At 69.8% G+C, this 16801-nt stretch carries 2 protein-coding genes; both read right to left on the minus strand.

All coding sequences use genetic code 11. The features are described from left to right. Window positions 1-1009, minus strand: a 1009-nt coding sequence (locus AABA78_RS38620) for a condensation domain-containing protein (protein WP_338270549.1), incomplete at its 3' end; no start/stop codon positions are given. A gap of 376 nt (window positions 1010-1385) precedes the next feature. Further along, a partial coding sequence (locus tag AABA78_RS38625; RefSeq protein WP_370469510.1) for a non-ribosomal peptide synthase/polyketide synthase occupies window positions 1386-16801 on the minus strand: 15416 nt, incomplete at its 5' end.

Below are 16801 nucleotides of genomic sequence, written 5' to 3' on the forward strand. Positions count from 1 at the left end.
CCTGGGCGTTGACGAAGAGGCCGATGAGGCCTTCCACCTCTCCACGCGTGCGGCCCGCCATGGGAGAGCCGACGGTGACGTCCTCCTGGCCGGAGTAGCGGGCCATCAGCAGCTGCCAGCCCGTCAGCAGGGCCATGTAGAGGGAGGCGCCATCCTGCTGCGCCAGGGCCTTGAGTGCGTCCGTCAACTCGCGGGGCAGCAGCACGTCATGCCGAGCCCCCCGGCCGTCGCGAATGGCGGGACGCGGGAAGTCGGTGGGCAACTCCAGCGCGGAGGGCACCCCGGCCAGCTGCTGCTTCCAGTAGTCGAGTTGCTTCTCCAGCCGCGGGCCCTGCAGCCAGTCGCGCTGCCAGACGCCGAAGTCCGCGTACTGCACGCCCAGGGGCGGCAGCGGCGCAGGCTGGCCTCGCGCGAAGGCGCCGTAGAGCAGCGCCACCTCGCGCACCAGCAGCGTCATGGACCAGCCGTCGGAGACGATGTGGTGCACCACCACGACGAGCAGGTGCTCTCCCGGCGCCGACGTCAGCAGCAGGGCGCGCAACAGCGGACCCTTCGCGAGATGGAAGGGCTGGGCCGCGGCTTCACGCGCCAGCCGCCACGCCTCCTCCGGCGATGAGCCCGTGAGCTCCCTGCGCTCCAGGGTGAGCACGGGCTCCGGCGACACCACCTGCACGGGCCCGGAGGCGTCCTCGCGGAAGGTGGTGCGGAGCACTTCGTGACGGCGCACCACTTCGCGCAGCGCGCGCTCCAGCACGTCCACGTCCAGCGCGCCCTCCACGCGCACCGCCATGGGCACGTTGTAGAGAGGGCTGCCGGGCTGTAGCTGATCAATGAACCACAGGCGCTGCTGGGCGAAGGACAGCGGCAACGGGCGCGAGCGGTCCTGCACCGGGATGAGGCCCTGCACGGAGTTGCCCGCGGTGGCCTTCTGCGCGGCCATCTTCTTGAGCAACTCGGCGCGCTTCTCCGGTGAGAGGTTGGCGATCCGCTTCGACAGCTCGTTGCTCATCTCGTGTACTCCGCGCTCGGGGACGCCAACGCGAGCGACACCCGGGGCGGTGGCGCTCGCGTGAGCTCAAATCTGCTGCTGATGCTGGGGTGCCGTTGCGCGCCGCGCTCCTGGGTGAAGCGCGGCGTTGGGCGATTCGCGGTGGTTACAATATTCCGCGACGACGTGACGTGTCATGAGGGCGACCCTGCACCCCGGGGATTCAATAAATCCTCGTGTTTACAGGCCTCATCCTACGAGGAGGCTCCGACGTTGGAGCCCCGCCCGACCCAGGAACAACGCCAAGGGCTCGGAGGCTTCCAGGGATCTGGGGCCCTCAACGAATCCGGGAGGCGGATCCCCGCGCCTGACGGATCAGGCGCGGGGGAGCGGGAGCTCAACTTCCCGTGGGTGCTTGGGACTCGCGGCCCGACGTATGTGCGAGGAGTACACGCAGTCGCTCCACGATGAACCCGAGGTGTGGATCCTGTAGCAGCTCATGGTGGCTGCCGGTGACGGTGTGCACCTCCAGACCGCCACGCACCAGGGGCTCCCATCCTCGGTGACGCGGGAGCCCGGTGGGGGCCTCGCTGGCGCTCAGCAGCAGGGCAGCGCCGTCGAACGGCCGGGGCACGTACTTCTCCTGCGCGAAGAGGTTGGCCTGGAAGACCCGGAAGAGGGCGCGCAGCTGGGCGGGACCGGAGTGCTCGTCGAGGATGTGCGCCCGGAGCCCTTCCCGCAGCAGATGATCCAGCATCGCGTCGTCGTCGCCCTGTGCCAGCGCTTCGGCGGAGAGAGAGAGCTCCTGGCCAAAGGCGGTGGCGGTGGTCTGGGCGAAGGCGATCCTCACTCGGGCCTCGGAGGAGAAGTGCGCGTCCGCTCCGGAAGGCTGCGTGAGGCCGGGCACATGGGCGTCGATGAGCGCGAGCAGGTCCACCGTTTCGCCGGAGTCGCGCAGCCTGCGGGCCATCTCGTAGGCGATGACGCCACCGAGGGACCAGCCTCCCAACTGGTAGGGGCCCCGCGGCTGCACGGAGCGGATCGCTTCGACGTAGAGGTCCGCCATCTCCTCGATGGATTCGGCGACGGGGCGTCCGTCGAGGCCGCGCGACTGGAGGCCGTAGACGGGCAGCGAGGGCCCCAACCTGCGCGCCAGCTCCGAGTAGGCGAGGACGTTGCCGCCGCCGGGATGGACGAGGAAGAGGGGTCGCTGGCCGGGCTCTCCATGCTCCAGCGGCACGAGGGGCGTCCAGACCTGGGCGTCGTCGCGGAGCACCCGCGCGAGTTGTTCGACGGTGGGCTGCTGGAAGAGGACGGAGAGCGGAAGGCTGAGGCCGAGGCGCTCGCGGATGGAGGCGAGCATGCGCACGGCGAGCAGGGAGTGTCCGCCGAGTTCGAAGAAGCTGGAGCGAACGCCGACGGAGCGGACTCCGAGCACGTCCTCCCAGATGCGGGCGAGCTGCATCTCAAGTGCGTCGCGGGGAGCGACGAAGTCCCTGGCCTCGACGGCGTGGGCGTCGGGTTCAGGCAGGGCCTTGCGGTCCACCTTGCCGTTGGAGTTGAGGGGCAGGGCCTCCAGGACGAGAAGGGCAGAAGGCACTATGTACTCGGGCAGCTGCTGCCGGAGGTGGGCCTTGAGTGACTCGGAGTCCAGCGAGTGGCCTTCGCGCGCGGTGACGTAGGCGACCAGCCGCTTGTCGGCGGCTTCGCCCTTCGCGACGACGACGGCGTCCTTGAGGCCTGGAACGCGCCGGAGAGCCGCTTCGATTTCACCCAGCTCGATGCGGAAGCCACGCACCTTCACCTGGAAGTCGATGCGGCCGAGGTACTCCAGCCGCCCATCCACGCGGTAACGGACGCGGTCTCCCGTGCGGTACATGCGGCCACCTGGAGGACCGTACGGCTCGGGCACGAAGCGCTCCGCGGTGAGCTCCGGCCGCAGCAGGTAGCCGCGCGCCTGGCCTTCACCCGCGAGGTACAGCTCGCCCGCGACGCCCACGGGAACCGGCTGCAACGAAGCGTCCAGCACGTAGGCGCGCGTCGCGGGCAGAGGACGTCCAATGAGGGGCACCTCGTCACGGCCGACGAGAGAGGCCGTGGAGTAGGTGGTGTCCTCGGAAGGTCCGTACAGGTTGTAGAGCTTCTGCACCGTGGGGACGGCGTAGACCTGCTTCGCCAGTGTCTCGGGCAGGGCCTCACCCGCGAGGTTGATGACGCGCACTCCTGGAGGCACGGCGCCCAAGCGCAGCAGCTGCGCCATGGCGGAAGGCACCGTGTTGACGAGGGTGACGTGGGAAGCGGTGGGCAGCTCCGCCAGATGCAGCGCATTGCGTGCCACCACGACCGCACCACCACTGCTCAACGGGGCGAAGAGTTCGAAGACAGAGAGGTCGAAATTGAGGCTCGTCGCGGCGAGCGTGCCCTTCAGCTCCTCCGGGGTGAACGTCTCCAAAGCCCAATGGAGGAAGGAGACGGCGTTGCCGTGGGAGATGGCGACGCCCTTGGGACGGCCGGTGCTGCCGGACGTGTAGATGAGGTAGGCGAGGTGGCCCGGATGGATGTCCACCTCGGGCGCCGTGGTGGGCTGCTTCGCCAGCTCCGCATCCGAGTCGATGCACACCGCCGTGGCCGATGTTTCGGGCAGTGCAGACAGAAGATGTGAGTGGGCGACGAGGGCGGGGCCCTGGGCGTCTTCCAGCAACCAGCCCAAGCGCTCACGCGGGTAGCTGGGGTCCAGTGGCACATACGCGCCACCGGCCTTGAGGATGCCGAGGGCTCCGATGACGAGGTCCTCGGTGCGCTCGACGCAAAGGCCGACGCGGACTTCGGGGCCGACGCCCAGGCCACGCAGACGGTGGGCGAGCTGGTTCGCCTTCGCGTCCACCTCGCGGTACGTCAGCTGCCGCTCGGGCGTGATGACAGCCAGTGCATCCGGTGTGCGGCGCACCTGGGCTTCCACCATCGCGGGAATGCTGGGCTCACGCTGGCTTTCAGTGACAGCCGGGTTCCACTCGACGAGGAGTTGCTGGCGCTCGGCGTCGGTGAGCAGGGGCAGATCGCTCAGCCGCGTGTCCGGCTTGTTCGCAATGGCCTCCAGCAACACACCGAAGTGGCCGGCCATGCGCTGCACGGTCGCCGCGTCGAACAGGTCCGTCGCGTACTCCAACGAACCGACCAGTCCCGTTTGAACCTCCTGCAGGGCCAGCGAGAGGTCGAACTTGGCGAAGTGGGCTTGCAGCGGCAGGCCCTGGAATGACAGGCCGGGCAGACGCAGCGCCTCGGTGGGCGTGTTCTGCAGGACGAACATGGCCTGGAAGAGAGGACTGCGGCTCAGGTCCCGCGTGGGCTGCACGGCTTCGACGAGCTTCTCGAAGGGCAGGTGCTGGTGGTCGTAGGCCGCGAACGTCGTGCCGCGCACCTGGGCGAGCAGCTCACGGAATGTCGCGCGCGGGTTCAGCTGGGCGCGCAGGACGAGCGTGTTGACGAAGAAGCCGATGAGGCCCTCGGTCTCCGCCTGGGTGCGGCCCGCGATGGGCGAACCCACGCTGACGTCGTCTTGCGCGGAGTAGCGTGAGAGCAGCACCTGGAACGCCGCGAGCAGCACCATGAAGGGCGTCGCGCCCTCGCGTCCAGCCAACGCCTTGAGCGCGTGAGAGACCTCCGAGGGAATGCGCACCTCCACCGTCGCGCCCCGGTGCGACTGCACGGGCGGGCGTGGATGGTCCGTGGGCAGCTCCAGCGCGGCGGGTGCTCCGGAGAGCTGCTGCTTCCAATATTCGATCTGCGCGTCCAGCGCCTCACCCTGGAGCCAGTTCCGCTGCCAGGCCGCGAAGTCCGCGTACTGCACGGGCAGCGGCGTGAGACCGGGCTCCTTGCCGTCATGGAAGGCGGCGTACAGCGAGATGAGTTCGCGGACGAGGACGCCCATGGACCAGCCGTCGGAGACGATGTGATGCATCGTTACCAGCAGCAGGTGTGAGTCCTCACGCAGTCGCACCAGTGCACTGCGCAGCAGGGGGCCCGTGGCGAGTCGGAAGGGGCGCCGGGCTTCCTCGTTGGCCAGCTTCCGGGCCTCGGTCTCGCGCTGATCCTCGGGCAGGGAGGAGAGGTCCGTGAGCGGCAGCGTCCATCCCGCCGGAGCATGGACCCGCTGTGTGGGCTGACCCTGATGTTCGTGGAAGGTGGTGCGCAAGGCTTCGTGACGGGCGACGAGCGCCTCGAAGGCGCGACGCAGGGCCTCCACGTCCACGCGCCCGGAGAGCTGGAGCGCCGCCGGGAGGTTGTAGGACGCGTCCTCCGGCTGGAGCTGATCCAGGAGCCAGAGCCGCTGCTGCGCGAAGGACAGCTGCAGTGGGCCCTCGTGCGTGGCACGGGTGAGCTTCGGCGCATGCGTGCTCGTGCTCCCTTGCAGGCGTCCCGCCAGGGCTTCCACGGTGGAGGACTCGAAGAGGGCACGCAGCGGCAGCTCCACCCCAAGTTCCGCGCGCACGCGCGAAACCACCTGGGTGGCCAGCAGGGAGTGACCACCCAGTTCGAAGAAGGAGTCCTTCACGCCTACCTGCGGCAGACGGAGGACCTCCGCCCAGATGGATGCCAGCTTCGCCTCCGTCTCCGTGCGAGGTGCCTCGTAGGTGCTGCCTGACTGTGGCGCCTCCGGCTCCGGCAGGGCCTTGCGGTCCACCTTGCCGTTGGAGTTGAGAGGCAGGGCGTCCATCACCACGAAGGTGGAGGGCACCATGTACTCAGGGAGCCCCTGACGCAGCTGCGCCTTGAGGGCTTCCGCCTCCAGCGAGGCATCCGCCTTGGGTGCGACGTAGGCGACCAGCCGCTTATCTGCGGCTTCGCCCCTGGCGACGACGACAGCGTCCTTGAGTCCCGGAGCGCGGCGAAGCGCCGCTTCGATTTCACCCAGCTCGATGCGGAAGCCACGCACCTTCACCTGGAAGTCGATGCGGCCGAGGTACTCCAGGCGCCCGTCCACGCGATAACGGACGCGGTCCCCCGTGCGGTACATGCGGCCACCTGGAGGGCCGTACGGCTCGGGCACGAAGCGCTCCGCGGTGAGCTCCGGCCGCAGCAGGTAGCCGCGCGCCTGGCCTTCGCCCGCGAGGTACAACTCACCGGCGACGCCCACGGGCACCGGCTGCAACGAAGCGTCCAGCACGTAGGCGCGCGTCGCAGGGAGCGGACGTCCAATGAGGGGCACCTCGTCACGGCCGACGAGAGAGGCCGTGGAGTAGGTGGTGTCCTCGGAAGGTCCGTACAGGTTGTAGAGCTTCTGCACCGTGGGGATGGCGTAGACCTGCTTGGCCAGCGTCTCCGGCAGGGCTTCGCCCGCGAGGTTGATGACTCGCACTCCTGGAGGCACGGCGCCCAAACGCAGCAGCTGCGCCATGGCGGAGGGCACCGTGTTGACGAGGGTGACGTGGGAAGCAGTGGGCAGCTCCGCCAGGTGCAGAGCGTTGCGTGCCACCACGACCGCGCCGCCACTGGAGAGTGGCGCGAAGAGCTCGAAGACGGAGAGGTCGAAGTTGAGGCTGGTCGCGGCGAGGGTGCCCTTCAGTTCCTCCGGGGTGAATGTCGCCAGGGCCCAGTGGAGGAAGGAGACGGCGTTGCCATGGGAGATGGCAACGCCCTTGGGACGGCCGGTGCTGCCGGACGTGTAGATGAGGTAGGCGAGGTGGCCCGGATGGATGTCCACCTCGGGCGCCGTGGCGGGTTGCTTTGCCAGCTCCGCATCCGAATCGAGGCACACCGCTGTGGCCGACGTTTCTGGCAGCGCGGCCAGCAGGTGCGAGTGGGCGACAAGGGCGGGACCCTGCGCGTCTTCCAGCAGCCAGCCCAGGCGCTCGCGCGGGTAGCTGGGATCCAGCGGCACGTAGGCGCCACCGGCCTTGAGAATGCCGAGGGCTCCGATGACGAGATCCTCGGTGCGTTCAACGCACAGTCCCACGCGAACCTCGGGCCCGACGCCCAGGCCACGCAGACGATGGGCGAGTTGGTTCGCCTTCGCATCGACCTCGCGGTAGGTCAGCTGCCGTTCCGGCGTGATGACAGCCAGCGCATCCGGTGTGCGGCGCACCTGGGCCTCCACCGTCGCGGGGATGCTGGGCTCACGCTGGCTTTCAGTGACAGCCGGGTTCCACTCGACGAGGAGTTGCTGGCGCTCGGCTTCAGTGAGCAGCGGCAGATCGCTCAGCCGCGTGTCGGGCTTCTGCGCGATGGCCTCCAGCAACACTCCGAAGTGGCCGGCCATGCGCTGCACGGTCGCCGCGTCGAACAGGTCCGTCGCGTACTCCAGCGTGCCCATCATGCCCGTGGGGGCTTCCCGCAGACCCAGGGAGAGATCGAACTTCGCGAAGTGGGTCTCCAGCGGCAGCGTCTGCATGGACAGCCCCGGCAGGCGCAGCACCTCGCCCGGCATGTTCTGCAGGACGAACATCGCCTGGAACAGCGGATTGCGGCTCAGGTCACGCGTGGGCTGCACCGCCTCGACGAGCTTCTCGAAGGGCAGGTGCTGGTGCTCGTAGGCCGCGAGCGTCGTGCCGCGCACCTGGCCAAGCAACTCACGGAACGTCGCGCGCGGGTTCAACTGGGTGCGCAGGACGAGCGTGTTGACGAAGAAGCCGATGAGGCCTTCGGTCTCCGCCTGGGTACGGCCCGCGATGGGCGAACCCACGCTGATGTCGTCCTGCGCGGAGTAGCGCGACAACAGCACCTGGAACGCGGCGAGGAACACCATGAAGGGCGTCGCGCCTTCACGCTGGGCCAGGGCCTTGAGGGCCTCCGCGATGCTGGCGGGGACCCGCACGTCCACCGTGGCGCCACGGTGGGACTGCACGGGCGGCCGCGGGCGGTCCGTGGGCAGCTCCAGCGCGGCGGGGGCTCCGGCCAACCGCTGCTTCCAGTAATCGAGCTGTGCCTCCAGGACTTCTCCCTGGAGCCAGTTGCGCTGCCACGTCGCGAAGTCCGCGTACTGCACGGGCAGGGGCGCGAGGGCCGGCGTGCTTCCCGTGGTGAAGGCCTCGTAGAAGGCCGCGACCTCGCGGACGAGGACCCCCATGGACCAGCCGTCGGAGACGACGTGGTGCATGGTCACCAGCAGCAGGTGCTCCTCCGCTGCCAGCCGCACCAGGATCCCGCGCAGCAGCGGCCCCGTGGCCAGGTGGAACGGGCGACGGGCCTCCGTGGCCACGACGCGCTGGGCTTCCTCCTCGCGCTGCTCCCGCGGCAGCGCGGCCAGGTCGACGACGGGCAACTCCCACGCCGCCGAGTCCTGGACGCGCTGCGACGGCGCCTCGTGTGACGCGGCGAGCGTGGTGCGCAGGGACTCGTGGCGGGTGATCAGTGCTTCGAAGGCGCGGCGCAGGGACTCCACGTCCACTTGGCCTGTCAGCCGCAGCGCCGTGGGGATGTTGTACGACGCATCCCCGGGCTGGAGCTGATCCAGCAGCCAGAGCCGCTGCTGGGCGAAGGAGAGCGGGATGGCTCCCTCGCGTGACGCGGGCCGCAGCGGCGGCGGACGGAGCGCGGCGGACGGCGTCCCCTCCAGCTTCGGTGCGAGGGCTTCGACGGTGGGCGCTTCGAACAGGGCCCGCAGCGGCAATTCGACGCCGAACCCGGCCCGCACGCGCGAGACGAGCTGGGTTGCCAGCAGGGAGTGACCTCCCAGCGCGAAGAAGTCGTCCCGGATGCCGACCCGCTCCACGCGGAGGACTTCGGCGAAGAGGGCCGAGAGCTTCTCCTCGGTCGCGGTGCGCGGCGCGACGAAGGCGGATGCGCGCGGTGCGTCGGTGGGCTCGGGCAGGGCCTTGCGGTCCACCTTGCCGTTGGCGTTGAGCGGCAGGGCCTCCAGCACCAGGAGCGACGCAGGCACCATGTACTCGGGAAGCCGCTGCCGCAGGTGGACCCGCAGCGCCTCCATGTCCAACGGGTGCCCTTCGTGCGCGGTGACGTAGCCGATGAGGCGCTTGTCCGCGTCCGCGCCCCGCGCCACGACGACGGCTTCGTTGACGCCCGGGAAGGCGCGCAGGGCGGATTCGATTTCCCCCAGCTCGATGCGGAAGCCACGCACCTTCACCTGGAAGTCGACCCGGCCCAGGAAGTCGAGCGTGCCGTCCTCCAGCCAGCGGGCCTTGTCACCCGTGCGGTAGAGGCGCTCGCCCGGCGTGGAGGCGAAGGGGTGGGGCACGAAGCGCTCCGCGGTCAGCTCGGGGCGGTGGAGATAGCCCCACGCGAGCCCGGGGCCTCCCACGTACACCTCGCCCGCGACACCCACGGGCACGGGGTGCAGGTTCGCATCGAACACGTAGGCCGTGGCGTTCGGGATGGGCCGGCCAATGGAGACGGGGCCCTCCACGCGCGTGTCGCGGTACAACGTCAGCGTGGTGGAGAAGGTCGTGTTCTCCGTCGGACCGTAGGCATGAATCAGCGTCGTGCCATCGGCGAGCCGCGGGAGGTGGTCTCGCAGCCGCGACCAGGGCATCACGTCCCCGCCCGTGAGGACCTGGCGCACCTCCGCGAGGGCCTCGCCCTGGTGGAGGGCCATCTGCTCGAAGAGGGCGGTCGTGATGAACATCGCCGTCACGCGGTGACGGCGCAGCTGCCCGGCCAGCTCTTCCAGCGACAGGGTGTGGGCCGGAGGGAGGACGAGCTTCGCGCCGTGCAGCAGCGCGCCCCAGAGCTCCAGGGTGGACGCGTCGAAGGCGATGGGCGCGACCTGCAGCCACACCTCGTCGGGCCCGAAGCGCATGAAGGTGCTGCCGAGCACCAGGCGGGTGATGCCCCGGTGGGGCACGCTGACGCCCTTGGGCCGGCCGGTGGAGCCCGACGTGAACATCACGTAGGCGAGCGACTCCCCGTCCACGCGGACATCGGGCGCGTGCGTGGGCAGCGTGGTCAGGACGTCCTGCTGCGCGTCCAGCCACACGCGGGTGCCGGAGGCGGGCAGCTTGGAGGCGAAGGGTTGATGCGTGAGCACCACGCCGACGTCGGCGTCCTCCAGCAGCATCGCGATGCGTTCCACCGGGGCATTGCGGTCCACGGGGACGAAGGCCGCGCCCGCCTTGAGGATGGCGAGCAGGGCGATCACCATCTCGAATGAACGCTCGACCGCGAGCCCGACGCGCGCGCCGGGAACGATGCCCAGCGCGCCCAGGTGATGGGCCAGCTGGTTTGCGCGGGCTTCGAGCCGGGCGTACGTCAGCGTCGCATCGCCCAGGACCAGGGCCACCGCGTCGGGCGTGCGCCGGGCCTGCTGGGAGAAGTGGACGTGGACGGGGATGTCCATGGGGCTCACGGCCCCGGTGTCGTTCCAGTCCACGAGGATGCGCTGGCGCTCCTCACGGGAGAGCAGCGGCAGCTGGGACAGGGCCTGGTCGGGCTTCGCGGCCACGGCCTCCAGCAGCATGCGCAGATGGTGGGCCATGCGCTCCACGGTGCTCCGCTCGAAGAGGGCGGTGCTGTACTCCAGCCAGCCGGTGAACCCTTGCGGTGAGTCCTGCAGCGTCAGGGTGAGGTCGAACTTGGCGGAGCGCGCGTCGGAGGCGACCTGCTGGAAGGTGAGGCCGGGGACGCGCAGGTCCCCGGTGGGCGCGTTCTGCAGGGCGAACATCACCTGGAAGAGCGGGCTGCGGCTTGCGTCCCGCACGGGCTGGAGGACCTCCACCAGCTTCTCGAACGGAAGGTGCTGGTGCTCGTAGGCCGCGAGCGTCGTGCCGCGCACCTGGGTGAGCAGCTGGCGGAACGTGGCCTTCGGCTCGACGTGCGCGCGAAGGACGAGCGTGTTGACGAAGAAGCCGATGAGGCCTTCGGTCTCCGCCTGGGTGCGGCCCGCGATGGGGGTGCCCACGCTGACGTCGTCCTGGCCAGCGTAGCGCGACAAGAGGAGCTGGAAGCCCGCGAGCAGCACCATGAAGGGCGTGGCGCCCTCGCGCCGGGCCAGGGCCTTGAGGGCCTGGGAGGCTTCAGGCGCAAGCTGGAGGGAGAGGGCCGCGCCCGCATGGGATTGGACGGACGGCCGAGGATGGTCCGTCAGCAGCTCCAGCGCGGCGGGCGCTCCCGCGAGCTGCTGCTTCCAGTAGCCGAGTTGCGCCTCCAGCGTCTCGCCCTGAAGCCACTGGCGCTGCCATGCCGCGAAGTCCGCGTACTGCAGGGGCAGGGGGCTGAGGGCCGGAGCGGCGCCCTGGGTGAAGGCGGCGTAGAACGTGACGAGCTCGCGCACGAGGACGCCCATGGACCAGCCGTCGGAGACGATGTGGTGCATCGTCACCAGCAGCAGGTGCTCCTCCTCAGCGAGCCGCACGAGGGCGGTGCGCAGGAGCGGGCCCCGTTCCAGGTGGAACGGCTGGCGGGCATCCTCCACGACGTGGCGCTGGGCCTCGGCTTCGCGCTGCGCTTCCGGCAGGCCGGACACGTCGAAGAGCGGCAGGGTCCATGCGCCGGGCGCGTGGATGTGCTGGGTGGCCTGGCCCTGGTGCTCATGGAAGGTGGTGCGCAGGGATTCGTGGCGGGCGACCAGTACTTCGAAGGCGCGGCGCAGGGACTCCGCATCCACGCGGCCCGTCAGGCGCAGCGCCGTGGGGATGTTGTACGACGCGTCACCCGGCGTGAGCTGATCCAGGAACCAGAGCCGCTGCTGCGCGAACGACAGCGGCAGGGCGCCTTCGTGCGAAGAGGCGCGCAGCGGCGGTGGACGATGTTCGGAGCGCTGGGCGCCGTCGAGCTTCGTCGCGAGCGCCTCCACCGTGGGCGCTTCGAAGAACACGCGGAGCGGCAACTCCACGCCGAAGGTGGAGCGCACGCGCGAGACGAGCTGGGTGGCCAGCAGGGAGTGGCCGCCCAGCGAGAAGAAGTCGTCCCGGACGCCAACGCGCTCCACTCGCAGCACTTCCGCGAAGAGGGCGGCCAGCTGTTCCTCGGTGTCGTTCCGTGGCGCGACGAAGTCGGACGAGCGCGCGAGGTTTCCCGGCTCCGGCAGGGCCTTGCGATCCACCTTGCCGTTGGAGTTGAGCGGCAAGGCCTCCAGGACGAGGAGCGCGGAGGGGACCATGTACTCGGGCAGCTGCTGCCGGAGGTGGGTCCTGAGTGCTTCGGAATCCAGCGAGTGGCCGTCGCGAGCGGTGACGTAGGCGACCAGCCGCTTGTCGGCGGCCTCACCCTTGGCGACGACGACGGCGTCCTTGAGGCCTGGAGCGCGGCGGAGCGCCGCTTCAATTTCACCCAGCTCGATGCGGAAGCCACGCACCTTCACCTGGAAGTCGATGCGGCCGAGGTACTCCAGCCGCCCATCCACGCGGTAGCGGACGCGGTCGCCCGTGCGGTACATGCGGCCACCTGGAGGGCCGTAGGGCTCCGGTACGAAGCGCTCCGCGGTGAGCTCCGGACGCAGCAGGTAGCCGCGCGCCTGGCCCTCACCGGCGAGGTACAGCTCGCCCGCGACGCCCACGGGAACCGGCTGCAATGAAGCATCCAGCACGTAGGCACGCGTCGCGGGCAGCGGCCTGCCGATAAGGGGCACCTCGTCGCGGCCAACGAGAGAGGCGGTGGAGTAGGTGGTGTCCTCGGAGGGCCCGTAGAGGTTGTAGAGCTTCTGCACCGTGGGGACGGCGTAGACCTGCCTGGCCAGCGTCTCGGGCAGGGCTTCGCCCGCGAGGTTGATGACGCGCACGGTGGGAGGAACCGCATTCAGGCGCAGCAGCTGCGCCATGGCGGAAGGCACCGTGTTGACGAGGGTGACGTGGGAAGCGGTGGGCAGCTCCGCCAGATGCAGGGCGTTGCGTGCCACCACCACCGCACCACCACTGCTCAACGGGGCGAAGAGTTCGAAGACGGAGAGGTCGAAGTTGAGGCTCGTCGCGGCGAGCGTGCCCTTCAGCTCCTCCGGGGTGAACGTCGCCAGGGCCCAGTGGAGGAAGGAGACAGCGTTGCCATGGGAGATGGCGACGCCCTTGGGGCGACCGGTGCTGCCAGAGGTGTAGATGAGGTAGGCGAGGTGCCTGGCGTGGATGTCCACCTCGGGCGCGGTGGTGGGCTGCTTCGCCAACTCCGCATCCGAGTCGAGGCACACCGCCGTGGCCGACGTTTCGGGCAGTGCAGACAGAAGATGCGAATGGGCGACGAGAGCGGGGCCCTGCGCGTCTTCCAGCAGCCAGCCCAGACGCTCGCGCGGGTAGCTGGGATCCAGCGGGACGTAGGCGCCACCGGCCTTGAGGATGCCGAGGGCTCCGATGACGAGATCCTCGGTGCGCTCGACGCAAAGGCCGACGCGGACTTCGGGGCCGACGCCCAGGCCACGCAGACGGTGGGCGAGTTGGTTCGCCTTCGCATCCAGCTCGCGGTACGTCAGCTGCCGCTCGGGCGTGATGACAGCCAGCGCATCCGGAGTGCGGCGCACCTGGGCTTCCACCATCGCGGAGATGCTGGGCTCGTGCGGCGTCTGCGAGGCGGGAGGATTCCAGTCGATCAGGATTTGCTGGCGCTCGGCGTCGGTGAGCAGGGGCAGGTCGCTCAGCCGTGTGTCCGGCTTCTGCGCGAGGGCTTCCACCAGCACGCCGAAGTGCCCGGCCATGCGCTGCACGGTCGCCGCGTCGAACAGGTCCGTCGCGTATTCCAGCGTGCCAACCATCCCCTCCCGGACCTCTTGCAGGGAGAGCGTGAGATCGAACTTCGCGAAGTGGGCCTCCAGGGGCAGGGGCCGCAGGGAGAGGCCCGGGAGCTGGAGCGGCTCGGTGGGCGTGTTCTGCAGGGCGAACATCACCTGGAAGAGCGGGCTGCGGCTTGTGTCCCGCACGGGCTGGAGCGCTTCCACCAGCTTCTCGAAGGGCACGTGCTGGTGCTCGTAGGCCGTGAGCGTCGTGCCTCGCACCTGGGCGAGCAGTTGGCGGAACGTCGCCTTCGGCTCAACGTGGGCGCGCAGGACGAGGGTGTTGACGAAGAAGCCGATGAGGCCTTCGGTCTCCGCTTGCGTGCGGCCCGCGATGGGCGTGCCCACGCTGACGTCGTCCTGGGCTGAGTAACGCGACAGCAGCACCTGGAAGGCCGCGAGCAGCACCATGAAGGGCGTAGCGCCCTCGCGCCCCGCCAGCGCCTTGAGTGCGTGGGCGACCTCCGCGGGAATGCGCACGTCCACCCTGGCGCCCCGGTGCGACTGCACGGGCGGACGCGGCCGATCCGTGGGCAGATCCAGCGCGACCGGCGCACCCTCGAGCTGCTGCTTCCAGTACCCGAGGTGCACCTCCAACGTCTCGCCCTGGAGCCACTGTCGCTGCCAGGCCGCGAAGTCCGCGTACTGCATGGGCAGTGGTGAGAGCGATGGGCTCCGGCCCGTACTGAAAGCCTCGTAGAGGGCCACCAGCTCGCGGACGAGGACCCCCATGGACCAACCGTCCGAGACGATGTGGTGCATCGTCACGAGCAACAGGTGGTCTTCCGCTCCCAGCCGCACGAGGGCGGTGCGCAGGAGCGGCCCTTCCTCCAACTGGAATGGCTGGCGGGCGTCCTCGGTGATCAGGCGTCGTGCTTCGGCTTCGCGCCGCGCTTCGGGCTGGGCGGACAGGTCATGCAGGGACAGGGCCCATCCGCTCGGAGGATGGATGGACTGGGTGGCCTGGCCCTGGTGCTCGCGGAAGGTGGTGCGCAGGGCCTCGTGGCGCTGGACTAGCGACTCGAAGGCGCGGCGCAGGGACTCCACGTCCACCCGGCCCTTCAAGCTCAGCGCGCTGGAGATGTTGTACGACGCATCCCCCGGAGTGAGCTGATCCAGGAACCACAGCCGCTGCTGCGCGAAGGACAGCGGCGCCGTGGTAGCGCGCACCCTGGGGATGCTCGGCGGGGCCTGCACCGCGGAGGTCCGTGAGGCGTCGATGCGCAGGGCAAGGCCGGCCACGGTGGGGGCCTCGAACAGCGCGCGCACGGGAAGCTCACGCCGGAAGGTGGCCCGCACGCGGGAGACGAGCTGGGTGGCCAGCAGCGAGTGGCCCCCGAGCGAAAAGAAGTCATCGTGGATCCCCACGCGATCCACGCGGAGCACCTGCGTGAAGAGGGCTTGGAGCTGCTCCTCGGTGACCGTCTCCGGCGCGGCGTAGGTGGAGGCGAGCGCAGTGCCCTGCGGCGCCGGCAGGGCCTTCCTGTCCACCTTGCCGTTGGCGTTGAGGGGCAGCGCGTCCAGCACGAGGAAGGCAGAGGGCACCATGTACTCGGGCAGCCGCTCCTTGAGGGAGGCGCGCACCACGCCGGTGTCCAGCTGCTGGCCCGCGGAGGGCACGAGGTACGCCACCAGACGCTTGTCACCGGGCACGTCCTCGCGGGCGAGGACGACGGCTTCATGCACGGAGGCATGGGCGAGGAGGGAAGCTTCGATTTCGCCCAACTCGATGCGGAAGCCGCGCACCTTCACCTGGAAGTCGAGGCGCTGCAGGTAGTCCAGCTGGCCGTCGGCCCGCCAGCGCACGACGTCGCCGGTGCGGTAGAGGCGCGCACCGGGGGAGGAGGAGAAGGGGTGCGGGATGAAGCGCTCGGCACTCAGGGCGGGCTGGCCAAGGTAGCCCCAGGCGAGGCCTTCGCTGGCGAGGAAGAGCTCCCCGGGGACGCCGATGGGCACCGGCTGCAGGTGGGTGTCGAGGACGTAGGTGCGGGTGTTGGCGATGGGACGGCCGATGGGAGGCCGCGTGCCGTCGTCGCGCGTAGAGGCCGCAACAGGGGTGAAGGTAGCGACGACGGTGCTCTCGGTGGGGCCGTAGTGGTTGAAGAGGGTGGCGGGCAGCGAGGGGGGCGGGCCGTGGTGCAGGGCGTCTCCACCCGTCAGCAGGGCCCGGAGGGCCATGGGGCGGGGCCATTCCTCGCGCAGGACGGCCTCGGCCAGGGGCGTCGGCATGAAGCAGGTGGTGATGGCTTCGCGGGCCATCCACTGCAGCAGTTGGGAGGGCTCCGCGCGCACGGCGTCTGGAGGGACGACGAGGCTGGCGCCGGAGGCGAGCGAAGGCCACACCTCCCAGGTGGAGGCGTCGAAGGCGACGCCTGCGGTGAGGGCGGTGGAGTCGTCAGGCGTCAGCGAATAGGTGCGCTGGTGCCAGGAGACGAGGTTCATCAACGCGCGGTGGTGGACGGCGACGCCCTTGGGCTTGCCGGTGCTACCGGAGGTGTAGATGACGTAGGCCAAATCCTCCGGGCCCACCGAAGCCACCAGTAGCGGCTGACGCGTTGCCGCTGCCGCGGCTTCCAGGGAGAGGACGCGCGCGGAGAGCGAAGGCAGTGAGGAACGCAGGTGGTGCTGGGTGAGGAGGACGGAGGCAGCGGAGTCCTCCAGCATGAAAGCCAGACGCTCCGGAGGGACGCCGGGAGAGACGGGGACGTAGGCGGCGCCGACTTTGAGGACGGCCAGGAGGCCCGCCACCAACTCCGGGGAGCGCTCGGCGAGGACGGCGACGCGGTCGCCACGGGAGACACCGGCCGCGTGCAGCTGGAGGGCAAGGCCGTGGGCCCAAGCGTCGAGGCCCGCGTAGGTGACGCTTCGCTCGCCCATGCGCACGGCGATGGCATCCGGTGCACTACGGGCCTGCTGGGCGACGACGTGGTGGATGCAGGTGTCGCGAGGGAAGGCGACGTCCGTCTCATTCCACTCGACGAGAAGCTGCTGCCGCTCGGAGGCGGTGAGCATCTCCAAGGAGGAGACGCGTGCGTCGGGCCGGGCGGCGAGGGAGGAGAGGAGGACAGCGAAGTGGCCCATCAGACGCTGGACGGAGGAAGCGTCGAAGAGGTCGGTGCTGTACTCGAGGAAGCCGGTGAGGCCGTGGGGCACCTCGAAGAGGGTGAGGG

Origin of the sequence: Corallococcus caeni (assembly GCF_036245865.1) — a bacterium.
In the GTDB taxonomy this organism is placed as follows: Bacteria; Myxococcota; Myxococcia; order Myxococcales; family Myxococcaceae; genus Corallococcus; species Corallococcus caeni.